Origin of the sequence: Pseudorhodoferax sp. (assembly GCF_047601025.1) — a bacterium.
Classification (GTDB): domain Bacteria; phylum Pseudomonadota; class Gammaproteobacteria; order Burkholderiales; family Burkholderiaceae_C; genus Pseudorhodoferax.
In genome coordinates, this window is the sequence record NZ_JASGJZ010000001.1 from 23,362 (window position 1) to 45,276 (window position 21,915).

At 70.4% G+C, this 21,915-nt stretch carries 20 protein-coding genes and 2 pseudogenes; 5 read left to right on the forward strand and 17 right to left on the reverse strand.

Going from position 1 to position 21,915, the window contains the following annotated elements; all coding sequences use genetic code 11:
• The first annotated feature begins 87 nt into the window (after positions 1-87).
• Positions 88-723 carry a helix-turn-helix transcriptional regulator gene (locus QM782_RS00125; protein WP_415200914.1) on the forward strand — a complete coding sequence of 212 codons (636 nt, stop codon included), beginning with the start codon at positions 88-90 and terminating at the stop codon, positions 721-723.
• 210 nt (positions 724-933) lie between these two features.
• Here QM782_RS00125 and QM782_RS00130 read toward each other — a convergent pair whose 3' ends face one another.
• The 9 genes from QM782_RS00130 to blaOXA all read right to left on the reverse strand — a co-directional run bounded on the left by QM782_RS00130 (position 934) and on the right by blaOXA (position 8,464).
• Entirely contained in the window at positions 934-1,521 is a 588-nt protein-coding gene (locus QM782_RS00130; RefSeq protein ID WP_415200915.1) for a hypothetical protein, read from the reverse strand.
• A complete protein-coding gene (locus tag QM782_RS00135; protein ID WP_415200916.1) occupies positions 1,522-2,904 on the reverse strand; it encodes a sensor histidine kinase in 1,383 nt (460 codons plus the stop codon). It abuts the gene before it with no gap.
• Positions 2,880-3,545 (reverse strand): response regulator transcription factor, encoded by a 666-nt coding sequence (locus QM782_RS00140; RefSeq protein WP_415200917.1) that lies wholly within the window; start codon positions 3,543-3,545, stop codon positions 2,880-2,882. Before QM782_RS00140 ends, QM782_RS00135 begins: the two co-directional genes overlap by 25 nt.
• Positions 3,546-4,178: a DedA family protein gene (locus QM782_RS00145; protein ID WP_415200918.1), complete on the reverse strand. Its 633-nt coding sequence runs from the start codon at positions 4,176-4,178 to the stop codon at positions 3,546-3,548.
• 68 nt (positions 4,179-4,246) lie between these two features.
• Positions 4,247-4,657, reverse strand: coding sequence for a hypothetical protein (locus QM782_RS00150; RefSeq protein ID WP_415200919.1), 411 nt, complete (start codon positions 4,655-4,657; stop codon positions 4,247-4,249).
• Between the two features lie 75 nt (positions 4,658-4,732).
• The gene (locus QM782_RS00155; RefSeq protein WP_415200920.1) at positions 4,733-5,515 is read right to left on the reverse strand and encodes a hypothetical protein; all 783 of its coding nucleotides are present in this window, start codon (positions 5,513-5,515) and stop codon (positions 4,733-4,735) included.
• 730 nt (positions 5,516-6,245) lie between these two features.
• Positions 6,246-6,611, reverse strand: a complete 366-nt coding sequence (locus QM782_RS00160; protein ID WP_415200921.1) for a PepSY domain-containing protein — start codon at positions 6,609-6,611, stop codon at positions 6,246-6,248.
• A gap of 106 nt (positions 6,612-6,717) precedes the next feature.
• Complete coding sequence (locus QM782_RS00165; protein ID WP_415200922.1) at positions 6,718-7,704, reverse strand: polysaccharide deacetylase family protein; 987 nt, start codon at positions 7,702-7,704, stop codon at positions 6,718-6,720.
• Positions 7,658-8,464 (reverse strand): class D beta-lactamase, encoded by an 807-nt coding sequence (gene blaOXA / locus QM782_RS00170; RefSeq protein WP_415205554.1) that lies wholly within the window; start codon positions 8,462-8,464, stop codon positions 7,658-7,660. The genes QM782_RS00165 and blaOXA overlap by 47 nt, the downstream gene beginning before the upstream one ends.
• 193 nt (positions 8,465-8,657) lie before the next feature.
• On the opposite strand from blaOXA, the pseudogene QM782_RS00175 reads away from it, so the two are divergent.
• Positions 8,658-9,465 (forward strand): annotated as a pseudogene (locus QM782_RS00175) (IS5 family transposase); the annotation flags it as partial.
• A gap of 58 nt (positions 9,466-9,523) precedes the next feature.
• Positions 9,524-9,723 (forward strand): annotated as a pseudogene (locus tag QM782_RS00180) (IS3 family transposase); the annotation flags it as partial.
• A gap of 19 nt (positions 9,724-9,742) precedes the next feature.
• On the opposite strand, the gene QM782_RS00185 reads toward QM782_RS00180, so the two are convergent.
• The 5 genes from QM782_RS00185 to QM782_RS00205 all read right to left on the reverse strand — a co-directional run bounded on the left by QM782_RS00185 (position 9,743) and on the right by QM782_RS00205 (position 16,112).
• The gene (locus tag QM782_RS00185) at positions 9,743-11,473 is read right to left on the reverse strand and encodes an acetyl/propionyl/methylcrotonyl-CoA carboxylase subunit alpha (protein ID WP_415200923.1); all 1,731 of its coding nucleotides are present in this window, start codon (positions 11,471-11,473) and stop codon (positions 9,743-9,745) included.
• A gap of 181 nt (positions 11,474-11,654) precedes the next feature.
• Positions 11,655-13,265 carry a 5-oxoprolinase/urea amidolyase family protein gene (locus QM782_RS00190; RefSeq protein ID WP_415200924.1) on the reverse strand — a complete coding sequence of 537 codons (1,611 nt, stop codon included), beginning with the start codon at positions 13,263-13,265 and terminating at the stop codon, positions 11,655-11,657.
• Between the two features lie 8 nt (positions 13,266-13,273).
• Positions 13,274-14,074 (reverse strand): putative hydro-lyase, encoded by an 801-nt coding sequence (locus tag QM782_RS00195; RefSeq protein WP_415200925.1) that lies wholly within the window; start codon positions 14,072-14,074, stop codon positions 13,274-13,276.
• On the reverse strand, positions 14,071-14,841 hold the full coding sequence (locus QM782_RS00200) for a LamB/YcsF family protein (protein WP_415200926.1): 771 nt from the start codon (positions 14,839-14,841) through the stop codon (positions 14,071-14,073). Before QM782_RS00200 ends, QM782_RS00195 begins: the two co-directional genes overlap by 4 nt.
• A 26-nt stretch (positions 14,842-14,867) precedes the next feature.
• Positions 14,868-16,112 (reverse strand): MFS transporter, encoded by a 1,245-nt coding sequence (locus QM782_RS00205; RefSeq protein ID WP_415200927.1) that lies wholly within the window; start codon positions 16,110-16,112, stop codon positions 14,868-14,870.
• Between the two features lie 249 nt (positions 16,113-16,361).
• Here QM782_RS00205 and QM782_RS00210 point away from each other — a divergent pair, with 249 nt between their 5' ends.
• Both QM782_RS00210 and QM782_RS00215 read left to right on the forward strand, forming a co-directional pair.
• Positions 16,362-17,036 (forward strand): GntR family transcriptional regulator, encoded by a 675-nt coding sequence (locus tag QM782_RS00210; RefSeq protein ID WP_415200928.1) that lies wholly within the window; start codon positions 16,362-16,364, stop codon positions 17,034-17,036.
• A gap of 41 nt (positions 17,037-17,077) precedes the next feature.
• Positions 17,078-17,968, forward strand: coding sequence for a peptidoglycan DD-metalloendopeptidase family protein (locus QM782_RS00215; protein WP_415200929.1), 891 nt, complete (start codon positions 17,078-17,080; stop codon positions 17,966-17,968).
• 34 nt (positions 17,969-18,002) lie between these two features.
• On the opposite strand, the gene QM782_RS00220 is transcribed toward QM782_RS00215, so the two are convergent.
• The 3 genes from QM782_RS00220 to QM782_RS00230 all read right to left on the reverse strand — a co-directional run bounded on the left by QM782_RS00220 (position 18,003) and on the right by QM782_RS00230 (position 21,899).
• Positions 18,003-18,548 carry a peptide deformylase gene (locus QM782_RS00220; RefSeq protein WP_415200930.1) on the reverse strand — a complete coding sequence of 182 codons (546 nt, stop codon included), beginning with the start codon at positions 18,546-18,548 and terminating at the stop codon, positions 18,003-18,005.
• Positions 18,545-20,668 (reverse strand): NAD-dependent DNA ligase LigA, encoded by a 2,124-nt coding sequence (gene ligA, locus QM782_RS00225; protein ID WP_415200931.1) that lies wholly within the window; start codon positions 20,666-20,668, stop codon positions 18,545-18,547. Before ligA ends, QM782_RS00220 begins: the two co-directional genes overlap by 4 nt.
• A gap of 196 nt (positions 20,669-20,864) precedes the next feature.
• Entirely contained in the window at positions 20,865-21,899 is a 1,035-nt protein-coding gene (locus tag QM782_RS00230; protein ID WP_415200932.1) for a cell division protein ZipA C-terminal FtsZ-binding domain-containing protein, read from the reverse strand.
• Between the last annotated feature and the right edge of the window lie 16 nt (positions 21,900-21,915).

Consider the following 21,915-nt stretch of genomic DNA (forward strand, 5'->3'; position numbering starts at 1 on the left):
TGGGCCACGGTTTAGTGGCCGGCGCGCCGGCCACTTCCTAGACTTTTCGCGTCAGAAAGATCCCTGCACACGGCGAAGGACAGGAACATGCACCCAAAGACGAACGCGGCCCCGGCGCCGCTCGCGCCGGCGGAAGAACACCCCGGCACCCGGGCCCTGTGGTCGGCCCTGCTGGCCGGCCTGGACCGCTGCGCCCAGGGCGTGGCGCTGCTCGACGCCGGCGGCCGGCGCTGGTTCGCCAACGCCGCCGCGCGGCTGGCGTTCCAGCGCCTCGGCTGGTCCGCCGGCGCGCTACCGCTGGGCCCGCAGGCAGCGGCCTGGACCGCGGCCCTGGACCAGGTGTGCCACCGCGGCCGGCGCGAACTGCTGGAACTGGACCTGGCGCCGCCCCGGCACGGCATCACGGTCGCGCTGATGCCCGTGGCCGTGCCCGGCGCGCGGCTGGCCTTCGCGCTGTTCGGCCGCGACGACATCTGCGGCAGCGTGGAGCTGCAGCAGTTCGCGCTGCACCACCGCCTCACGGGCGCCGAGACCCAGGTGCTGGGCCTGCTCTGCAAGGGCCTGGCCGCCGCCGACATCGCGCGCACGCACGGCGTCACCAAGGCCACCGTGCTGACGCAGATCGCGGCGATCCGCGCCAAGACGCAGTGCACCAGCGTGCGCGCACTGCTGGCGGAGATGGCGCGCATGCCGCAGCTGGTGCCGTTGCTGGGAGTGCTGTAGGGGGTGATACACCGGGACAGGCGATTGGCGCCGCGCCGATCGGCGAACCCGGTACCGCTCCGTGCGCGCCCGACCAAGCCTGGTTTCCTATGCCGGAAGCATTGCCGTCGTCAACACAGACATTGGTCGGCCAATACCCCCAACGATCCCCATGCCAGCTGCTACGTAAGCACTGCGCTCCACGACCCGGTATCAATTCGACTATGGTCGTCAGCGTACCCAGCGCAGCCGCCGCTCATTCCGGCTCCGTTGCCAATCGACGCACGTGAAGACGTACACGACACCCAGCGAGGCCAGCTGCGAAGCCACGAAGTAGCACAAGGCCGCCCGGCTGCTCAGTGTCAGATCGAAGCGGTGGGCGACCACCGAACCGCCCGTGTACGCGGCGATGTAGCTCACGTAGCGCCCCGCGAAGAACGGCAGGGCCAACAGCGGCAACGGTGCACGCGAAAGGCCGTAGGCCAGGAAGAGCGTGTTGGAAGGGAATGGACTGAACGCGAACAACAGGAACGCGAGAACGCTCGTGCCGCGCCGCCGCTCGATGGCATCGGCCACCACCGTCAGATTGCTCCGCGTCGAGTCCGGTATCCAGCGACTGCCGGCAATACCCTGCGCAAGGCTCGCCAGCACAGAGCGCCCGGCCGCCGCGCCCGAAGCGGCAGCCGAGGCCACCAGCCACGGGCTGGCCTCGGGAAACCGAAGGCCGAAGAACGACAGCAGCAGCCAGGTCGGCGGTGCGAACGCCGGCAGCACATTCAAGGCAAACACCAGCAGGAACAGGATCAGCAGCGCGAGCATTCATTGTCCAGGCGTCTTGCCGACGACAGCCGTCGGAATGCTCACCCTCACCTCGAGCCCCGTCCGCGCCGCCGCATCGGCATGGCTCAGCCGGACGTCGGCCCCCATGCGATCCGCGATCGTCTTCACGATGGACAAGCCCAGGCCGGACCCCATGTCGTCGCTGCCGAGGACACGGTAGAACGGGTCGAAGACGCGTTGCCACTCGCTCTGCGGAATACTCGGCCCCGAATCCCTGACCAGCAGAACCGCACGGCCACCGGCCGTGTGCACCGACAGGTCGACCCGCCCTCCGCCGGGGGTATAGCGGATGGCGTTGTCCACCAGGTTCTTCACGAGCGTCCGCAAGTCCATTTCATGGACACGGAGCTCGGCATCGTCGTCCCCTTCCACGCCGACGTCGACCTGCCGGGCTTCGGCCAGCGGCATCAGGTCTTCCAGGACACGCCGATAGATGCGCTGCACGGAGACCAGTGACTGCGGAGCAGCCGGCACCAGTTGGGCTCTCGCCAGACTCAGCAACTGTTCCAGCAGGCCGCGTCCCCGCTCGATCCCCTGGCGCAGGACTTTGAGCTGCTCGCGGGCAGCCTCGGACATGTCCGCCTGCGCTAGCCGCTCCGCCTGCAGCGACAGTGCGGTCAACGGCGTTCGGAGCTCGTGGGCGGCATCGGCGACGAAGCGGCGCTGCGCGTCCATGGCCCGCGCGACGCGATCGAGCAGACGGTTGATGGCCGTGACGAAGGGCTGCACTTCCGCGGGAAGGCGATCATGCGCCACCGGATGCAGATCCTGATCGCCGCGACGGTCAATCCCGGCCGCCAGCGAGGAGATGGGGCGGAACATCTTGCGCACGAGCACCGCCACGATCAGCAGCAAGATCGGCACCAGGAGCAGGAACGGCATGACCGTGTGCAGAGCGCTCGAGCGGGCGATCTCGTCGCGGACGCCGGTCTCCTGCATCACGGCCAGCCGCTCACCCGAGCCCAGGGTCTTCACCAGGACACGATACGGCTCGCCCTGCAACTGGAGCGAATGCATGCCATCGGGCAGCGAGGGATCCAGCGGCAGCACCGTTCGCAGATCCGCCTTGCCAGCCGAGGGGGCGACAGCACCCGCGAGGAATTGAACCCTCACTCCGGATTCGTCGTTGCCGCCTTGCCTCCACTGGCTGCCAGTCTCCGCAACGGGCGCGTGGAACTGATACCGGCCGAACACCGCCGCGACCTGGTGCAGGACGTCATCCTGCAGTTCGTTGGCCTCGTCGAACGCAGCCACGAACGAGAAGAGCCCCGCCACCACGGCAATCGCCAGGATGGTCAGCGACAGCCAAAGGGACAGCCGCAGTTGGACCGAATCCCTCAGGCGTTGCTTGAAACCATCCATCCCACACCTCTGACGTTCTTGATGACGGCGTTCCCCAACTTCCGGCGCAATGCATGGATGAGAAACTCGACGGCATTGCTTTCGACCTCCTCGCCCCAGCCGTAGATACGGTCCTCCAGCTCGCCTCGCGAGAGAATGGCCCCAGGGCGCACCAACAGCGCCTGGAGCAGAGCGAACTCGCGGTTGGAGAGCTGCACCGGGTCGCTCCCGACGACTTTCGCGATCTTCGTCGCCGGGTCGAGGGTCACGAGGCCGTTGCCCATCACGGGAGTCGCCCCACCCCCCTTGCGCCGCAGTACGGCGCGCATCCGCGCCAGCAGCTCCGCCATCTCGAAGGGCTTGAGCACATAGTCGTCAGCACCGCCGTCCAGGCCGCGCAAGCGGTCATCCAATCCGTCGCGGGCCGTGATGATGAGCAAGGGAATCGGGTTGTCCCTGGCACGCAGTGCGCCCAGCACTTCCATTCCGTCCTTGCCTGGCAGGCCAAGGTCGAGCAAGACGAGATCGTAGGGGTGGCATCTCAGCGTATGGAGGGCGGTCTCCCCGTTCCGGACCCAGTCCGCCGCGTAGGAGGCATCTTTCAACGCCGCCTGGATCGCCGCGCCGATCATGGCGTCATCTTCGACCAGCAGAACGCGCATCTATTCTCCTGCAGCGACCGTGCCGCGCCTCCACTGCAGCAGCACCGGCAACAGCGACACGGCGACGATCCCCATGGACAGCCAGCTCATGTGCTCACGCACCCAGCTCAGGCCTCCCAACCAGTAGCCCGCCAGCATCAGGCCGGCGCACCATACCGCCGCGCCGGCCAGGTTGTAGACAGCGAACCGGCGCGGACACATGCCAGTCAGTCCGGCCAGGAACGGCGCTACCGTCCGAACGATGGGAATGAACCTTCCGATCGTGATCGTAGCCCCTCCGAACCGGTCGAAATAGTGTCGTGTCTTGTCGACGTGGTGGGGTTTGATCCAGCCGCGCCGGATCAGTTGCTGGCCGAGGGCGGATCGGCCGATCAGATAGTTGGTGCCGTCACCAAGCACTGCCGCCAATCCGATCATCAGAATGGCGGCGGCTGGCGATACACCGCTGATGCCGAGAAACGCCCCCGTCGCGAACAGGAGCGAATCCCCCGGAAGAAACGGACAGATGACCAATCCGGTTTCAAGGAACACGATGCCGGCCACCACCAGCACGCCGGCCATCCAGTTCTGTGCCATGAGCGCAACGATGTGCTCGGTGTTCGGCAACCAGCTCAGCAACTCGGTCGAGAGCATTCCAATTCCTCAAGGGAAGATTCAATCCGGTGGGGAGGCGTGGCGCAACAGTGCCGGCCAGCGCTTCCTCACTTGCCGTTCATCTGGTCCATGATCTTGATCAGGTCAGCCAGTGCCTGCTTGCAGGCGGCTGCATCCGGCTTGCTCTCGCGCAGCGCCGACAACGCCCGGTCGATGGCTTTGTCGACGACATGCCAATCGGCGGCTGCGCGGGGTTTCAGCCCTGCCTCGGCCGAGTCCCAGGACATTTCCAGATCCTTGATGCGCGCCTTCGCCCCCGGCAGATCCCCCTTGTCGACAACAGCGGCGACATCCACTGCGATGGCCCGGAAAGCGCCCAGATCTCCCAGCTTCGAGGGCGCTGCCGCCTGGGCGGAACCGATCAGGCCAGTTGGTGACGATGCGAAGTAACCCGCGGCCAGCACAGCCAGGCCCAGCATGGCGGCGGCGACGGGACGTACGATACGAAGTGATTTCATGGCGTTCCCCTTGAAGAAGAGATGAGAGGTTGAAAGAGATTGAGAGAGAGGTTGAAAGGGAAAATGTTGAGCGGTTCAATGCGCCGAGGCGCTTGACGGAGCCCGGTTGGCATCGCGTTGCGCGAAAGCGACCAACCCGACGATGACCACGAGAAAGAGGACACTGGTCATCTTCGCGCCGAGGCCGAGGCCGCCATAAGTCGGGGACTGCGACAACAGGTCGCCCAGCGCCGCACCGAGCGGGCGCGTCAGGATGTAGGCGATCCAGAAGGTCAGCACCATGTTCGCGCCCGTGTAGAACGCCAACGCGGTGAGCGCGATCAGGGCGCCGAAGACGACGACGCCCCATTGGAATCCCAGGCCCAGGGCTTCGGTCGCCAGGTCGCCGGCAGCGGTCCCGAGCGCAAAGGTGCACAGGATGGCGCTCCAGTAGAAGAGTTCCCGGGTGCGGGTGTCGATGGACTTGATCGAAAGCGTCCGCTCGTTCATGAACCAGATCGCGAAGATCGCGACCAGCGCAGCGGCAAACGCGGCCGTGCTGGCATACAGACTCACGCCCATGCGGTCGGTCAGTGTGTCGGTGATCTGGGTGCCCACCACGCTGACCAGCACGACGGTCAGCCAGTACATCCAGGGCACATAGCGTCGGGACCGCAACTGCGTGAGCAGTGCGACGGCCAGTAACGCCCCCATCACAGCGGTCGTCATGCCCTGTCCGAACCCGGCATCGACGGCCAGGTAGTCGGCGACCGTCTCGCCGACCGTGGTTGACATGACCTTGATGATCCAGAACCCCAGGGTGACCTCGGGAACCTTGTTGAGCAGACTGGTGGCATCCTTGCCGGAAGGCAAATTCATGGCGGGCTCCAAAGCGATGACTGCAGAGATTTCGAGGGAGTCTGGCCGGCCAGACTTAGGCCAGACATAGGAGCTACCGGCGAACCGAGCCGCGTCGGACCGGAAGAGCGGCCAGGTACAGATGGATGTGGTGGCCTGCGGCGCGTGCCGGCGCCATGTACCGCCCCGCGCTGTACCGCGCCAGCCAGGCACCCGTTGCAGCGACGAAAGCGGCGCTGGCGACGTTCAGAGGGAAGTGCTCGCCGACGTAGGCCCGGGCAACGGGTCTTCCCGGCACGGTCAGAACCAGCTCCATAGGGCGAGTGCGCCACCGAGCCGGCGTGCTGAACGCCATGGCCCACGGCAAAGAGGGGTGCTCCCTGGGGAAAGACGCGTCCGGGGCGTGCGCGAGAACGCCGCTCTCCAAGCCGGTCACGGACGGTCGTGGATGTGGCCAGGCCATTCCAATGATCTGGCGGATGCACAGTCCAGCCCCGGCGGAAGGCGTCGCTTCGAGTAGCCGCCTGCGGGCATGTGCACGGCCTCGGAGCCATCCAATCCCCACGGTGGCAGGGATCGCCCAGATGGCGCACTCGCCAGGAAGAAATCGCAAGGACCTGCGTCGCGGCACACGCAGTTCAGCCAGCGCATTGAGAAGCAGGAAGAGGGCTCGGTCCAGGTGACCCAAGGGATTGGAGATCGGCGCGCCGCCGGGAGGGCACGCCGGCCGGGGGCCCGCAGGTGGTCTGTCTCAGCCGGCGTGGCGGCGGCTACGATCGTCGTCATCGTGCTCGTCCCCGTCGCGGTCCCCCTTGTCTTCGACGGCAGACAGCACCGTGCCCTTGTCGGCATCGACGGTGACGTCGAACACTTTGCCGCCGCTCACCACCTCCACGTCATAGAGCCCGCCTTGCAGCGTGTGCTCGAACTCCGCGCGGGTCGCCTTCCCGTTGACGTGCTGCTCTGCCGTTGCGACGGCCTGAACGAGCGAGGTCTTGGCGTTGGTGATCGCCAGGGCATCGTTCTCCAGGTGTCTGTCGGCATAAGCCATGGTGCCGGCGCCGGCCATCGCAACCGCGGCGGCGGCGATCAGGGTCTTCTTGTTGAAGCGATACATCGAGTCTCTCCGAAGGAGCGCAGACATTTGCGCGTCGGCAAGACTACGGAGACAGACTTAGAGCGGCTAACAAAACCATGTCATCGTCAAACACTTGGCTGACGCACTACTGCAGCATGCGCGCCGGCACCAGTCCCAGTGCGCGCAGTTTGGGCTCCTCGTAGACCGAGTCCTCGGCCGGATAGCGCAGACTTGGAACCTGCGCAGCCTTGGCGCTGGCCCAGACAACGCTCTCGCCCGCCGGCAAGGTATCGATCTGCACGGTGTAGATCGGATCATCGAAGGCTGCCTTGGCGGCGATGAAAGTCCACCCTCGCGCCTGGAGCGCCGCGATCAGCTCCCCAAGCGCGGCGGCGTTGATCCTGCTCGTGTGCAGCAGCATCACATGGGCAGGGCTGCGGCCGAGGACCTGCCGGGCCAGACCATCGTAATAAGCGACACGGTCCAGCAGATGCTCGATGTACGCTGCCTTTACGCGATTGGCCTTGTCGGCATTTCCTTCGTCCAGCCAGGCCGCATAGACCTGGTTGTAGTACCAGTCGCTCGCGTCGATCGAAACCGGTGCGGCCCTGTAGCCTGCGGCCTGCATCCAGAGGCGCATGCCGTCCCGCTTGGCGAGCGTGTTGCCTTCCTTGAGATACGGAAAGCGCAGCATCTTCGTCCAGCCCGGGAGCCGGCTCAGCACGGCGTCGGCCTCCTCGACATCGCCGATGAAATCCGCGAGCGGCACCTGAGGCGATCCCAGGCTGCGGTGCCTGGACGTGTGGTTGCCGACCGCATGGCCCGCGTGCGCCCAGTCCCAGATGAGGTCGAGTCCCTGCGCCCGCCCGGTGCGCACGAGTGTGGGAAACACCATGGACGTCACGCTTGCATCGCGGAGCGCCTCCAGGATCTGCCGGTTCCACGACGGGGCCGCGGGCTCCTTCAGAGGATCGAGCCCGTCGTCGAATGTCAGCGCCACGGTCTGGGCCAGGACGCACGACGATCCGAGAAGGATGAGAAGCGCGGCAAGCGCGCGGCGCAATGCAGTCATCGCGATGCCCGTCTCAATGGTCGATGGCTGGCAGAAGCCGAAGCAGTTCGTCGCGCGCACGCAGGCCCGCGTTAGGCTTGAGGGCCTGCTCGTCCTGGATCAGGCGTGCAAATGCCAGCCTTCGCGCCCCCTTGGTTGCCCAGCCCACGTACCAGCCATAAGCGCGGCTTGCGTCATAGCGGTTGTCGCGGCCCGGCGAGCCGGTGCCCGTCTTGCCATGCACGGCCCAGCCGTCGACCGGTGCACCGTAGTTCGCGATGAGGGCGGTCATGTCGAAGGCAGGCGCACTCACCGGCAACTGGCGGCGCACGATCTTGCGCATGAACGCAAGCTGTTCCTCGGGGGAGATGCGCAGTGAACTCATCACCCAGACGCCGTTCTGTCCAGGATCATCGACCGGCACGGCAGAGACATCGGCATTGCCGTATTGAAAGGCCTTCACATACTGCGCGAAGCGCTCCTGCCCCACGCGTTTCACGACCTGCTGCGAGTACCAGAAGACGGAGTCCCTGATCCATGTGGTCGGCGTGATGTCGCGCCGCCAGGCATCACCACCCCAATCCGGATATCCCGTTTGATACGACAAGGCAGGCTGTGCAGCATCCTTCAGCACGCCTGCGTCGTAGCCCATGAGGCTGATGGCGAGCTTGAAAGTCGAGGCAGGCGTCACGCGCCCGGAGCATGCGGAGCCGCGCTGCAGAAGCACCTTGCCGGAATCGGCATCGGCGATCAGCGTGCACAGCTCATGCGCGGTCGCGAAAGGCGCTGAAGAAAGGACGGCCACTGCTGTCGCAGCGACCTGAAGGACGCGATTGCACATATTGTTTGTTTGCGAAAGGAAGGAGAGGAGCACGGTGCCGAGCGTGCTTCTGGAGCATCCTGTGGCACCCAGGAATCGAAGATGCCGGCCTGGTGTTCGCACGTGGTGTCGGGCCCTCGCGCCAGCGCGTTGAGTTTAGAGCGGTTAACAAAACGATGTTGGCGTCGAACACCTGATCGGCGTTTGACGCTGCATGGGTCGAAACAAGAACAAAGAGATCAGCGCCGCGCTGTTCAAGAAGATCGCGCCGCTGTTGCCGGTAGTCGTCGCCTCGGCCAAGGGCGGTCGCCCGCGAGTGAGCGACGAGATGGTCTCAACGGCATCCTGTTCGTGCTACGCATCGGCATCCCATGGGAGGAATTGCCCCAGGAACTGGGCTTCGGTAGCGGCATGACCTGCTGGCGGCGTCTGCGTGACTGGCAAGCCGCGAGCGCGTGGCATCGCCTGCATCTGCTGTTGCTCGATGAGTTGCGCGGCGACGGCAAGCTGGACTTCAGTCGTGCCAGCCTGGATGCGGCCAGCGTGGTCAGCCCCCCGGGGGCCAATACACAGGCCCCAACCCGACGGACAGGGGAAAGCTCGGCAGCAAGCGCCACATCATCACGGACCGACAAGGCATCCCGCTGATTTTCTGTGTCACCGGCGCCAACCGGCATGATTCGGTGATGTTCGAGCAACTGGTCGATGCCTTGCCGACAGTGCGCGGCTGTCGCGGTCGGCCCAAGCGCTGGCCGCACAAGCTGCATGCCGACAAGGGCTATGACTTTGCTCGTTGCCGCGCGCATCTGCGCAAGCTGGGCACCACGGCGCGTATTGTCCGGCGCGGCATCGAACGCAATGACCGACTCGGACGCCATCGCTGGGTGGTCGAGCGCACACACGCCTGGTTGGCTGCCTTCGGCAAGCTGCGTACTCGCTTTGAGCGCCGCATCGACATTCATGTCGCGCTGCTTTCTCTGGCTTGCTGCATCATCTGCGTTCGCCATCTCGCACCGTTTTGTTCGCTGCTCTTAGCTGTCACTGAGCCGGAGGACTTCCAAGGGTTGGTACGGCCCCGACGCCAAGTTGCCGGCTCTTCTTCGACCCAGTATGAGCCTGTCGCTGGTGGCGCGTCAGGAAGGTGCATCGGCCAGCCCGCTGTTCCGGTGGCGCAGGCCCGGGCACCAGGCGCACTGACGGCGATACCCACCGGCGAAGCCGTCGTGCCGGCCGCGGAGCTGGCCGCTATCCGTGCGGAGATGGCCAAGCGGCAGCACGTGCCGGACAAACCCGGCCAGCCTACCCCTCCACCCGCCCCACCGGCGCCCCCGCCGCCAGGTACACCCCCGCCTCGGCCAGGCGCTTCAGCCGCCCCGCGCGGTGCGCCAGCACCTGGGTTTCCATCTTCATCGCCTCCATCACGGCGATGAGTTCGCCTTCGGCGACCTCGGCGCCGTCCTCGGCCTTCCAGGCGGAGACGGTGCCGGCCACCGGGGCGGCGACCTCGGCCGGGTCGGCCTGCGGCGCGGCCGCCTCGGCGGCGCCGGCGGCAGGCGCCGCGGCCTGCAGGCCGCCCAGCAGCGCCGCCGGCAGTCCCAGCGTGACGCGCCGGCCGTCGATCTCGACCGCGGTGCGCAGCAGCGCGCCGTCCGCCGGCGGCGCGGCGCGCGCGGCGGCGGCCAGGTCGTTGGCGAAGTCGGTCTCGATCCAGCGGGTGTGGACCTTGAACGGGCCGTCGGCCGTGAAGTCCGCATGCGCCATCACCGCGCGGTGGAACGGCAGCACGGTGGCCAGGCCCTCGATGCGGAATTCCTTCAGCGCCCGCCGCGCGCGGGCGATGGCCTCGCCGCGCGTGGCGCCGGTCACGACCAGCTTGGCCATCAGCGAGTCGAAGCTGCCCGGCACGTGGGCGCCGGCGGTGACGCCCGCGTCCACACGCACGCCGGGGCCGCCGGGCAGGTCGAACACGCGCACCGGGCCCGGCGCGGGCAGGAAGCCGCGGCCCACGTCCTCGGCGTTGATGCGGAACTCGAAGGCGTGGCCTCGGGGCGCCGGCGTCTCGGTGACGGACAGCGGCAGGCCGTCGGCCACGCGCAGCTGCTCGACCACCAGGTCGATGCCGGCGGTCTCCTCGGTCACCGGGTGCTCGACCTGCAGCCGCGTGTTGACCTCCAGGAACGAGATGGCGCCGGCGGCGCTGAGCAGGAATTCCACCGTGCCCGCGCCCACGTAGCCGGCGCGGGCGCAGACGTCGCGCGCGGCCTGGTGGATGCGCGCGCGCTGCGCGTCGGTGAGGAACGGCGCGGGCGCCTCTTCCACCAGCTTCTGGTTGCGCCGCTGCAGCGAGCAGTCGCGCGTGCCGAGCACGACGACGTGGCCGTGCGTGTCGGCGATGACCTGGGCCTCGACGTGGCGCGGCCGGTCCAGGAACTGCTCGACGAAGCACTCGCCGCGGCCGAACGCGGCCACCGCCTCGCGCACGGCCGAGGCGTACAGGTCAGCCACCTCGTCCATGCGGCGCGCGACCTTGATGCCGCGGCCGCCGCCGCCGTAGGCGGCCTTGATCGCGATCGGCAGGCCGTGCTGCTCGGCGAAGGCCAGCACCTCGTCCGCGTCCCGCACCGGGCCGGGCGTGCCGGCGACCAGCGGGGCGCCGGCCTCCAGCGCGAGCCGGCGCGCCTGCACCTTGTCGCCGAGCGCGGCGATGGCGGCCGGCGGCGGGCCGATCCAGGTCAGGCCGGCGTCGAGCACGGCCTGGGCGAAGCCGGCGTTCTCGGACAGGAAGCCGTAGCCGGGGTGCACGGCGTCGGCACCGCTTTTCCGCGCCACGTCCAGCAGCTTGTCGATGGCCAGGTAGGTGTCGGCCGGCCGGCTGCCGGCCAGGCCCCAGGCCTCGTCGGCCACGCGAGTGTGCAGCGCGTCCAGGTCGGGGTCGGCGTAGACGGCGACGGAGCGCACGCCGTAGTCGGCGCAGGCGCGCGCGATGCGCACGGCGATCTCGCCGCGGTTGGCGATCAGGACTTTCTTCATGTCAGTTATCCATTGCGCTGGTGCGCCGCACACAGGGTATGAAACCGCATCGCAGGCAGCGGTTCGAAAGGCCGCGGAGCAGGCCATGCCAGCGGACGCCGCGGGACCGGCTTGGCCGGACCGCGGGCGTCGCCCCCTCGAGGGGGTTGGCGGAGCGCGCAGCGCGCAGACTGGGGGTGTTTCATTGCGTGATGGGCGCGAACGGCCGGAGGGGGTTGAAGCGGATGCGCGCGCCGACCGGGATCTGGCCGGCGAGGTCGAGGTGGTGCGGCGCGACGGCGCCGATCACCGGGTAGCCGCCGGTCAGCGGGTGGTCGGCCAGGAACAGCACGGGCTGGCCGCTGGCCGGCACCTGGATGGCGCCGGCGACGGTGCCCTCGCTCGGCAGCTCGTCGTGGCGGCGGCGCGCCAGCGGCGTCGCGCCGGCCAGGCGCAGGCCGACGCGGTTGGACTGGGGCGTGACGGTCCATTCCTGCGCGGCGAACAGGGCCACGGCTTCGTCGGTGAACCAGTCGGTGCGCGGGCCCAGGACGACGTCGAGCACCACGGGCCGGGCCGGCGACGGCAGCGCGGGCGGCAGCTCCGGCGCGCCGACCACGCCGTGGGCGGTGGCGTGCACCGGCAACCGGTCGCCGGCCGCGATCGGCGCAGGGCCGAGCCGGGCCAGCGTGTCGGTGGCGCAGCTGCCCAGCACCGGCGCGACGGCGAATCCGCCGCGCACGGCCAGGTAGGAGCGCAGGCCGGCCACCGGCGCGCCCAGCGCCAGCCGGTCGCCGTCGGCCAGCGCCAGCGGCTGCCAGCGCGGCTGCGGCAGCGGCGCGCCGCCGGCGGCCGGGGCCAGCGCCAGCGGGCCGTCGGCACCGGTGACGGCGACGACGGTGTCGCCCTGGCTGAGCAGCTCGAAGCCGCCGTCGACGGTCTCCAGCGCCGCCGCATCCGGCGGGTTGCCGACCAGCCGGTTGGCGGCGCGCAGCGCGGCGCGGTCCAGCGCGCCGGAGGCCGAGACGCCCTGCCCGGCCTGGCCGGGCCGGCCCAGGTCCTGGAACAGCGCCTGCAGGCCGGGCCGCAGGACCTGCAGCGCCGCGCCCGCGGGGGCCGGCGCGGCGGCGGGCGGCGCTGGTGCTGGCGCGGACGCGGGCGACGGCGACGGGACAGCGGCCGGCGCTGGCCGCGCCGCGCGCCGGGCGGCATCGACGAAGCGCACGCGCAGGCCCGGCTGCAACAACGCCGGCACGGGCCGCGAGAGGTCCCACATCGGCGCGCGCGTCACGCCGATCAGCTGCCAGCCGCCCGGGCTGGCCTGCGGGTAGACCGCGCTGAAGGTGCCGGCCAGCGCCACGGCACCGGCCGGCACGCGGGTGCGCGGCGTGCTGCGGCGCGGCACGTCCAGCCGCGGGTCGCCGCCGCTCAGGTAGGCGAAGCCGGGCGCGAAGCCGACGAAGGCCACGGCGTAGTCGCTGCCGGTGTGGGCGGCGATGACTTCGGCGCGCGTCATGCCGAGCAGGCCGGCGACCTCGTCCAGGTCCTCGCCGCTGTAGTCGACCTCGATCTCCACGCAGCGGCCGGCGCGCGCGGCCGCGCGGTCCAGCGGGCGCGCGGCGATGGCGGCGGCCAGCTGCGCCGGCGTGACCGCGGCCGGGCGGAACTGCAGCAGCAGCGTGCGCGCGGCCGGCACGATCTCGTCCACGCCGGCGAGGGGCTGCGCCTGCAGCGAGGCCAGCAGCGCCAGCGTCTGCGGCAGGTCGTCCAGCTCGACCAGCAGCGCGTCCAGGTTCACGGGAAGGAAGCGCATGGCCGGGGTCAGACGTGGTACGTGCTGTCGGGCACGTCGGTGATGAACATGTAGCCGGGCGCGTGCGTGATGGCGAACGGCACGCCCGAGGCCATGACGGCCGCCTGCGGCGTGACGCCGCAGGCCCAGAACACCGGCAGCTCGCCGGGCTCGATGCGCACCGGGTCGCCGAAGTCGGGCCGGCCCAGGTCGGCGATGCCCAGCGCGGCGGGATCGCCCACGTGCACTGGCGCGCCGTGCACCGAGGGGAAGCGCGCCGAGATCGCCACGGCGTCGGCCACGCGGTGGGCCGGGATCGGCCGCATCGACACCACCAGCTCGCCGTGCAGCCGGCCGGCCGGGCGGCAGGCGCGGCTGGTGCGGTACATGGGCACGTTGCAGCCCTGGGCGATGTGGCGCACCTCGATGCCGGCCTCGCGCAGCGGCGTCTCGAAGGTGAAGCTGCAGCCGATCAGGAAGGTCACCAGGTCCGGGTGCTCGCGCCACAGCGCCGTGGCGTCGGCCACTTCCTCGGCCAGCCGGCCGTCGCGCCAGACGCGGTAGCGCGGGATGTCGCTGCGCAGATCGGCGCCCTCGGCCAGCGCGGTGCGGTGGCCGCCGGCCTCGACCACGTCGAGCACCGGACAGGGCTTGGGATTGCGCTGCGCGTACAGCAGGAAATCCCAGGCCCAGTCGCGCGGCAGCGCGATCATGTTGGCCTGCGTCATGCCGGGGGCCACGCCGGCGGTGGGCTCGACGGCGCCGGCGCGGTAGCGGGCGCGGGCGCGGGCGGCCTGGGCTGGGGTCTCTTGCAGGGAAGACGTGCTCATGCGGGGCTCCGTTCGGTGAAGGGGCGCAGCGCCACGCCGGCCTGCTCCAGCGCGCGGCGCACCGCGGCGGCCATGGCCACGGCGCCGGGGCTGTCGCCGTGCACGCAGATCGAGTCGGCCTGCACGCGCGCCAGGCTGCCGTCCACGGCCTCGACCACGCCTTCGCGCGCCAGCCGCAGCATGCGGCGGGCGACCAGGTCGGCGTCGTGCAGCACGGCGCCCGGCTCGCGGCGCGAGACCAGCGTGCCCTGCGGCGTGTAGCCGCGGTCGGCGAAGGCCTCGGCCACCACGCGCAGGCCGGCGCCGGCGGCCCAGCCCGCCAGCGGCGAGCCGGCCAGCACCACCAGCGCCAGGCCGGGGTCGACGGCGCGCACGGCGGCGATCACGTCGCGCGCCTGGCGCTCGTCGTGGGCGATGGTGTTGTAGAGCGCGCCGTGCGGCTTGACGTAGGCCACGCGCACGCCGGCCGCGCGGGCCAGGCCCTGCAGCGCGCCGATCTGGTAGATGACGGCGGCCTGCAGGTCGCCGCTGGCGATGTCCATGTTGCGGCGGCCGAAGCCGACGAGGTCGGGGTACGCCACGTGCGCGCCCACCGCCACGCCGCGCGCGCCGGCCGCGCGCAGCGTCGCCAGGATGCCGGCCGGGTCGCCGGCGTGGAAGCCGCAGGCGACGTTGGCGCTGGTGACGATGTCCAGCATCGCGGCGTCGTCGCCCATGGTCCAGGCGCCCAGGCTCTCGCCGAGGTCGCTGTTGATGTCCATCTGCATGAGGAGTCTCCTTGCTGCGGAAATGTTCAGGCGGTGTCGAGGTTGCCGGACAGCTCGCGGCCCTGCGTCTCGGGCAACAGCAGCGCGGCCACCACCACCAGCAGGTAGGCGCCCGCCGCCAGGTAGCCGATGGCCACGCCCAGCGGCATGCTGTTGCTCATGGAGCCGATCACGGCCGGGAACACCGAGCCCACGGCACGGCCGAAGTTGTAGCAAAAGCCCTGGCCCGAGCCGCGGATGTGGCTGGGGTACAGCTCGGTCAGGTAGGCACCCATGCCCGAGAAGATGCCCGACAGGAAGAAGCCCAGCGGAAAGCCCAGCACCAGCATCATCGCGTCGGTCACCGGGATCTGCGTGTAGCAGGTCACCAGCACGCCGGCGCAGACCGCGAACAGCATGAAGCAGCGGCGCCGGCCGAGCCGGTCGGACAGCCAGGCGCTGGTCAGGTAGCCGGCGAAGGAGCCCACGATCAGCACCATCAGGTAGCCGCTGGTGCCCAGCACCGACAGGTTGCGCTCGGTCTTCAGGTAGGTGGGCAGCCAGGTGGTGACGGCGTAGTAGCCGCCCTGCATGCCGGTGGCCAGCAGGCTCGCCAGCACCGTGGTGCGCAGCACGCCGGGCTTGAAGATCAGCAGGAAGCTGCTGCTCTCGCCGGTCTGCGCCAGCCGGGCGCGGGTTTCCTGGTAGACCGGCGGATCGCTGATGTTGCGGCGGATCCACAGGATCACCAGCGCCGGCAGCGCGCCCAGCCAGAACAGCACGCGCCAGGCCAGCTCCTGCTCGAACAGCGCGTAGACCGCCCAGAACGCCAGCGCCGACACGCCCCAGCCCACGGCCCAGCTGCTCTGCACCAGGCCGACGGCCTTGCCGCGGTGCTTGGCGCGGATCATCTCGGCGATCAGCAGCGAGCCGACCGACCATTCGCCGCCGAAGCCCAGGCCCTGCAGCGCGCGCGTGACCAGCAGCTGCGTGGGCGAGGTGGTGAAGCCGCTCAGCACCGTGAAGAAGCTGAACCACAGCACCGTCAGCTGCAGCACGCGCACGCGGCCGTACTTGTCGGCCAGGATGCCGGCCAGCCAGCCGCCGATGGCCGAGCTGATCAGCGCGCCGGTGGCGATGGCGCCGGCCTCGGTCTTGGTCATGCCCCACACCACGATGAAGGTGGGGATCATGAAGGTGTAGATCATGTAGTCGAAGGCATCGACGCCGTAGCCGACGAAGGCGGCGACGAGCGTCTTGCGCTCGGACGGGCTGGTTTCACGAAGCCACATGGCGGGTTCCGTTTCTGAAGGGGTTGAAGGGGCTTGCTAGCAGGATGCGTTGAGCAATCGACGTGCCAACGTATTTCCTGGAAACAATTTTTGTTCCACTTGATTTATTGGATTGTTGAACAATATTGGCACATGCCGGCTAGGTGCTTGCCCTAGGACGGGGCGTGCGCAGCCCGGGCTGGTGCACCGGGCGGCGCGGTCGGCGGCCTACACTCGGCCGCCCGTCCCGCCCGCCACGAACCGCCGCCCATGCCTGCAGCCGCCCCCGCCCAGAACCTGTCCGACCGCGTCGCCGAGCAACTGCGCAGCCGCCTGGTCGATGGCGAGCTGGTGCCCGGCCAGCGGCTGTCGGAGGCGGCGCTGGCCGACAGCCTGCAGGTCTCGCGCAACACGCTGCGCGAGGCCTTCCGGATGCTGGTGCACGAGGGCCTGCTGGTGCACGCGCCCAACCGCGGCGTGGCGGTGGTGGTGCCCAGCATCGCGGCCATCATCGACATCTACCGCGTGCGCCGGCTGGTGGAATGCCAGGCGCTGGCCCAGGCCTACCCGCAGCACCCGGCGCGCAGGCGGCTGCGCCAGGCGGTGGAGGCCGCGCAGCGGCTGCGCGATGCGCAGGACTGGCGCGGCGTGGGCACGGCCAACATGGAGTTCCACAAAACCGTCGTGGAACTGGCCGACAGCGAGCGGCTGAATGCCATGTTCGCGCAGCTGCTGGCCGAGCTGCGGCTGGCCTTCGGGCTGCTGCGCGACCCAGAGTTCCTGCACGCGCCCTACGTGGACATGAACCTGCAGATCACCGAACTGGCGGAGGCCGGCGCGTTCGCGCAGGCGGCGGCCATGCTGCAGGACTACCTGGCGCACTCCGAGCGCACGGTGCTGGCCGTCTACGCGCGGCACCTGGCCGGCATGGAGGCCGCCGGCTGAACGGCCGCGGGCCGCGCCGGCCAGGCGGGACAATCCGGCGCATGTGCATTTCCCCGTTCCCCTCCCATCCCCCGCGCCGCAGCGTGCTGCTGGCGGCGGCCGGCCTGCTGGCCCTGCCCGGCCACGCCAAACCGCCGGCCAAGCCTGCGGCGCCCGCCGCGCCCCCGGTCTGGCCGCGCGCTTCGCAGGTGCCCGGCGGCGTGGCCCGCCTGTCGCTGGGACCGGCGCCCACGCGCCCGCAGGCGCGCGCCGGCGACGCGCCGGTGCTGGTCGTCGGCGATCCGATCGAATGGACGGCCATCGTCGGCATCGCGCTGTCGGCCGCGCCGGGCGAGGCCGCGATCACCGTGCAGCAGCCCGGCGGCGGCACGCGCCGGCTGCCCTACCGCGTCGCGCCCAAGAAGTACCAGGAGCAGCGGCTGACGGTGTCGCCGCGCACCGTCGACCTCTCGCCCGAGGACCAGGCGCGCTACGAGCTCGAGCGCAGCCACCTGGCGGGCGTCATGGCCACCTTCAGCGAACCGGTGCCGCAGCAGCTGCGCATGCAGGCGCCGGTGCCGGGCCGGCGCTCCAGCTCGTTCGGCCTGCGCCGGGTGTTCAACGGCCAGGCGCGCAACCCGCACAGCGGCATGGACATCGCCGCCCCCACCGGCACGCCGGTGCGCGCGCCGCTGCCGGGCCGCGTGATCGACGTGGGCGACTATTTCTTCAACGGCGGCACGGTCTGGCTGGACCACGGCGCCGGCCTGCTCAGCATGTACTGCCACCTGAGCGCGATGGACGTGCAGGTGGGCGACACGGTGCGCACCGGCCAGGCCTTCTGCCGGGTCGGCGCCACCGGCCGCGTGACCGGGCCGCACCTGCACTGGTCGGTGATGCTGAACCGGGCGATGGTGGACCCGGCGCTGTTCCTGGCCGAGGACGCCGCCTGAGGCGCGCCGCGCGGCCAGCCGGGCCGGCCGCGCGTCAGTCGTCCTCGTCCGAGGCGATGCCGGGGAACAGCACCTCGGTGAAGCCGAACCGGCTGAAGTCGCGCACGCGCATCGGGTAGAGCTTGCCGATCAGGTGGTCGCACTCGTGCTGCACCACGCGCGCGTGGAAGCCGTCGACGCTGCGGTCGATGGCGTCGCCGTAGGGGTCCAGGCCGGTGTAGCGGATCTTCGACCAGCGCGGCACCACGCCGCGCAGGCCGGGCACCGAGAGGCAGCCTTCCCAGTCTTCCTCCTCGTCGCTGGACAGCGGCGTGATGACCGGGTTGCACAGCACGGTGACCGGCACCAGCGGCCGGTCCGGGTAGCGCGGGTTCTTCTGGCCGCTGCCGAACACGACGACCTGCAGGTCCACGCCGATCTGCGGCGCGGCCAGGCCGGCGCCGTTGACGGCGTGCATGGTCTCGAACAGGTCGGCGACCAGCAGGTGCAGCGCGTCGGAATCGAACGCGGACGCCGGTACGGGCCGGGCCACGCGCAGCAGGCGCGGGTCGCCCATCTTCAGGATGTCGCGGACGGTCATGGGACCTGCGGCGCCAGCAGGGCCAGCATGCCCGCCTCGTCGAGCACGGCGACGCCGAGCCGCTGCGCCTTCTCTAGCTTGCTGCCGGCTTCCTCGCCGGCGACCACGTAGTCGGTCTTCCCGGAGACCGAGCCGGCCACCTTGGCGCCGGCGGCTTCCAGCCGCTCCTTGGCCTCGTCGCGCGTCAGCGTCGGCAGCGTGCCGGTCAGCACGAAGGTCTTGCCGGCCAGCGGCAGCGCGACGCGCTGTGCGGCCAGGCCGTCGGACTCGGGCCAGTGCACGCCGGCCGCGCGCAGCTGCTCCACGACCTCGCGGTTGTGCGGCTGGTCGAAGAAGGTGCGGATGCTCTGCGCGACGACGGGGCCGACGTCGTCGACTTCCAGCAGCTGCTCGATCGTCGCGTCCATGATGGGGTCGAGCCGGCCGAAGTACCGGGCCAGGTCCTTGGCCGTGGACTCGCCGACGTGGCGGATGCCGAGCGCGTACAGGAAGCGGCCGAGCGTAGTGCTCCGGCTGCCGTCCAGCGCCTGCACCAGGTTCATCGCGCTCTTGTCGGCCATGCGTTCGAGCATGGAAAGTTTTCCGACACCGAGCTTGTACAGCTCGGGCAGCGTGCGGATCAGGCCGCCGTCGACCAGCTGGTCCACCAGCTTGTCGCCCAGGCCCTCGATGTCCATGGCGCGCCGGCCGGCGAAATGCAGCAGCGCCTGCTTGCGCTGCGCCGGGCAGAACAGGCCGCCGGAGCAGCGGTGGTCCATGCCGCCGCGCTCGCGCACCACGTCGCTGCCGCAAACCGGGCAGTGCCGCGGCATGCGGAAGTTGGGCACGTACGGAACCCGCGGGGGAACGGTTTCGCCGCCGGGCCGCCCCAAGGCGAAACGCGCCCCCTCGGGGGGCAGCGAGGACACGTCAGTGCCGAGCGTGGGGGCGACGATCCCGACGACCTCGGGGATCACGTCGCCGGCGCGGCGCACGATCACCCGGTCGCCGATGCGCACGCGCTTGCGCCGCAGCTCGAACAGGTTGTGCAGCGTGGCGTTGCTGACCGTGGTGCCGCCGACGAACACCGGCTCCAGCTTGGCCACCGGCGTGAGCTTGCCGGTGCGGCCGACCTGGATCTCGATGCCGTTGAGCCGGGTGACCTGCTCCTGCGCCGGGTACTTGTGGGCCACGGCCCAGCGCGGCTCGCGCGACTTGAAGCCGAGCTGGCGCTGCAGCGCGAGGTCGTCGACCTTGTAGACCACGCCGTCGATGTCGAACGGCAGGCCGTCGCGCTCTGCGGCGATGCGCGCATGGAAGTCCGCCAGGCCCTGCGCGCCCTGCACGACGTCGCGGTGCGCGTCGACCGGAACGCCCAGCGCCGCCAGCGCGGCCAGCACGCCCGCGTGCGTGGCCGGCAGCTCCCAGCCCTGCACCTCGCCCAACCCGTAGGCGAAGAAGCTCAGCGGGCGCTGCCGGGCGATGCCGGCATCGAGCTGGCGCACCACGCCGGCGGCGGCGTTGCGCGGATTCACGAAGGTCTTGGCGCCGGCGGCGCGCTGGCGCTCGTTCAGCGCCTCGAAGTCGTCGCGGCGCATGAAGACCTCGCCGCGAATCTCCAGCACCGGCGCGGTCACGCGCTTGAGGTAGTGCGGGATGGCCTGGATCGTGCGGATGGTGTGGGTGACATCCTCGCCGGTCTCGCCGTCACCGCGGGTGGCGGCCTGCACCAGCTCGCCCTGCTCGTAGCGCAGGCTGATGGCCAGGCCGTCGAACTTGAGCTCGCAGGCGTAGGCCAGCGGCGGCGCGTCGTCCGGCAGCTTCAGCGCGTTGCGCACGGTGGTGTCGAACTTCAGCGCGCCGGCCGGCGTGGTGTCGGTCTCGGTCTTGATCGACAGCATGGGCACGGCGTGGCGCACCGGCGCCAGGCCGTCGAGCACGGCGCCGATCACGCGCTGCGTGGGCGAATCGGCCGTGACCAGCTCGGGATGCGCGGCCTCCAGCGCCTCGAGCGCCTGGTACAGGCGGTCGTACTCGACGTCAGGCACCTCGGGGTCGTCGAGCACGTAGTAGCGGTGGGCATGGTGGCGCAGCAGCGCGCGCAGCTGCTGCGCCTGCTCCGCGAGGTCGGGCACGGTCATTTCTCTATCCATGGCACGGCGCGCCGACCACAGTGCATGCGACGGGGGCCGCAGGCCGCGGGTCGAACGGCCGCGGAGCAGGCCATGCCGGCGGGGCGCCGCAGCCGGGCTTGGCCCGGCCGCTGGCGGCGCCCCGTCGAGGAGGTATGGGGCGGCCACATGGCGTTCCGCCGGCCGAACGGGGGTGGTTTCATCGCTAGCTGAACAGCCGGCGCGCCAGCGCCGAGCCGGCCGACAGTTCGCGCGCGTCCAGCGTGTCGTAGAGCTGTTCCAGCTCGGCGCCGATCACGTCCATGGCCTCGCGCGCGAGCGGGCGCGAGGCGTCGTCGGTGACCACGCCGTCCATCGCCTCGGCCAGGGCCGCGGCGGCCTCGCGCATGCGCACGAAGGGCTGCTCGGCGCGGCCGACCTGGGGCACGTCCAGCGTCAGCGTGACGACGCGGATGGCGGCGTGGTCCGGGTCGTCGGACAGCGCGGCCTGCGGGTCGAAGGCCAGGCCGAGCACGTGCGGCAGGCCGGGCGTGGCCGCCGGCAGCACCATGCGGCCAGGGATCAGGCCGGGCACGAAGCCCAGCCGGGCCGCGTGCTGGTGCAGGTAGCCGGGGCTCCAGGCGGCGTTGCGCGCGCGCAGCGTGAAGCTGAGCTGCGCGTCGTGCGCGCTGGCGAACTGGTCCAGCTCGCGCGCGCGCGCCACCTGCTCGCGCATGTCCGGGAACTCGGGCGCGCCGTTGACGGCATCGGCGAAGGCCTGGGCCTTCATCACGAATTCGGAGAACTCGATCTCGTTGAGCGCGCCGGTGCGGTTGGCCAGCTGCACGCCGGCCTGCAGCGCCTCGTAGCGCTGGCCGGCCTGCGGCGCCTCCCACTGCTGGGTGGCGGCGTTGCGGCCTTCGACGCCGAACGGCTTGCTGCCCACGCGGCGCGTGGCCGGCAGCGCGGCCAGCACGGCGTCGCCGGAGACGGGCGACTCCAGCGCGATCGGCGCGATCACGTCGATCAGACCGTCCAGCGCGGGGCGGCGCTCGGGCGCGGCCGGCAGCGGCAGGCCGTCGTCGAAGGCCGGCTCGCGGCGCTCGTCGCCGGCACCGGGTTCGGGTGGCAGGGCCGGTTCGGCCACGGGATCGGGACGGCGCGGCGCGTTGCGGCGCGACGACCAGGCGCCGTGCGCCACGACGGCGGCCAGCACCACGCCACCCGCCACGGCCAGTCCGATCTGCAGCGTGCTGCTCATCGGGATTCCTCTTGTT

Excerpts from the sequence above, each read along its gene's own strand:
- QM782_RS00145 (WP_415200918.1), bottom strand. The coding sequence starts at position 4,178 with ATGCTCTCGACCGAGTTGCTGAGCTGGTTGCCGAACACCGAGCACATC.
- QM782_RS00195 (WP_415200925.1), bottom strand. The coding sequence starts at position 14,074 with ATGAGCACGTCTTCCCTGCAAGAGACCCCAGCCCAGGCCGCCCGCGCC.
- QM782_RS00230 (WP_415200932.1), bottom strand. The coding sequence starts at position 21,899 with ATGAGCAGCACGCTGCAGATCGGACTGGCCGTGGCGGGTGGCGTGGTG.
- blaOXA (WP_415205554.1), bottom strand. The coding sequence starts at position 8,464 with ATGTGCAATCGCGTCCTTCAGGTCGCTGCGACAGCAGTGGCCGTCCTT.
- QM782_RS00135 (WP_415200916.1), bottom strand. The coding sequence starts at position 2,904 with ATGGATGGTTTCAAGCAACGCCTGAGGGATTCGGTCCAACTGCGGCTG.
- QM782_RS00140 (WP_415200917.1), bottom strand. The coding sequence starts at position 3,545 with ATGCGCGTTCTGCTGGTCGAAGATGACGCCATGATCGGCGCGGCGATC.
- QM782_RS00200 (WP_415200926.1), bottom strand. The coding sequence starts at position 14,841 with ATGCAGATGGACATCAACAGCGACCTCGGCGAGAGCCTGGGCGCCTGG.
- QM782_RS00155 (WP_415200920.1), bottom strand. The coding sequence starts at position 5,515 with ATGAATTTGCCTTCCGGCAAGGATGCCACCAGTCTGCTCAACAAGGTT.
- QM782_RS00125 (WP_415200914.1), top strand. The coding sequence starts at position 88 with ATGCACCCAAAGACGAACGCGGCCCCGGCGCCGCTCGCGCCGGCGGAA.
- QM782_RS00210 (WP_415200928.1), top strand. The coding sequence starts at position 16,362 with ATGCCTGCAGCCGCCCCCGCCCAGAACCTGTCCGACCGCGTCGCCGAG.
- QM782_RS00185 (WP_415200923.1), bottom strand. The coding sequence starts at position 11,473 with ATGAAGAAAGTCCTGATCGCCAACCGCGGCGAGATCGCCGTGCGCATC.
- QM782_RS00205 (WP_415200927.1), bottom strand. The coding sequence starts at position 16,112 with ATGTGGCTTCGTGAAACCAGCCCGTCCGAGCGCAAGACGCTCGTCGCC.
- QM782_RS00150 (WP_415200919.1), bottom strand. The coding sequence starts at position 4,657 with ATGAAATCACTTCGTATCGTACGTCCCGTCGCCGCCGCCATGCTGGGC.
- QM782_RS00190 (WP_415200924.1), bottom strand. The coding sequence starts at position 13,265 with ATGCGCTTCCTTCCCGTGAACCTGGACGCGCTGCTGGTCGAGCTGGAC.
- QM782_RS00215 (WP_415200929.1), top strand. The coding sequence starts at position 17,078 with ATGTGCATTTCCCCGTTCCCCTCCCATCCCCCGCGCCGCAGCGTGCTG.
- ligA (WP_415200931.1), bottom strand. The coding sequence starts at position 20,668 with ATGACCGTGCCCGACCTCGCGGAGCAGGCGCAGCAGCTGCGCGCGCTG.
- QM782_RS00160 (WP_415200921.1), bottom strand. The coding sequence starts at position 6,611 with ATGTATCGCTTCAACAAGAAGACCCTGATCGCCGCCGCCGCGGTTGCG.
- QM782_RS00130 (WP_415200915.1), bottom strand. The coding sequence starts at position 1,521 with ATGCTCGCGCTGCTGATCCTGTTCCTGCTGGTGTTTGCCTTGAATGTG.
- QM782_RS00220 (WP_415200930.1), bottom strand. The coding sequence starts at position 18,548 with ATGACCGTCCGCGACATCCTGAAGATGGGCGACCCGCGCCTGCTGCGC.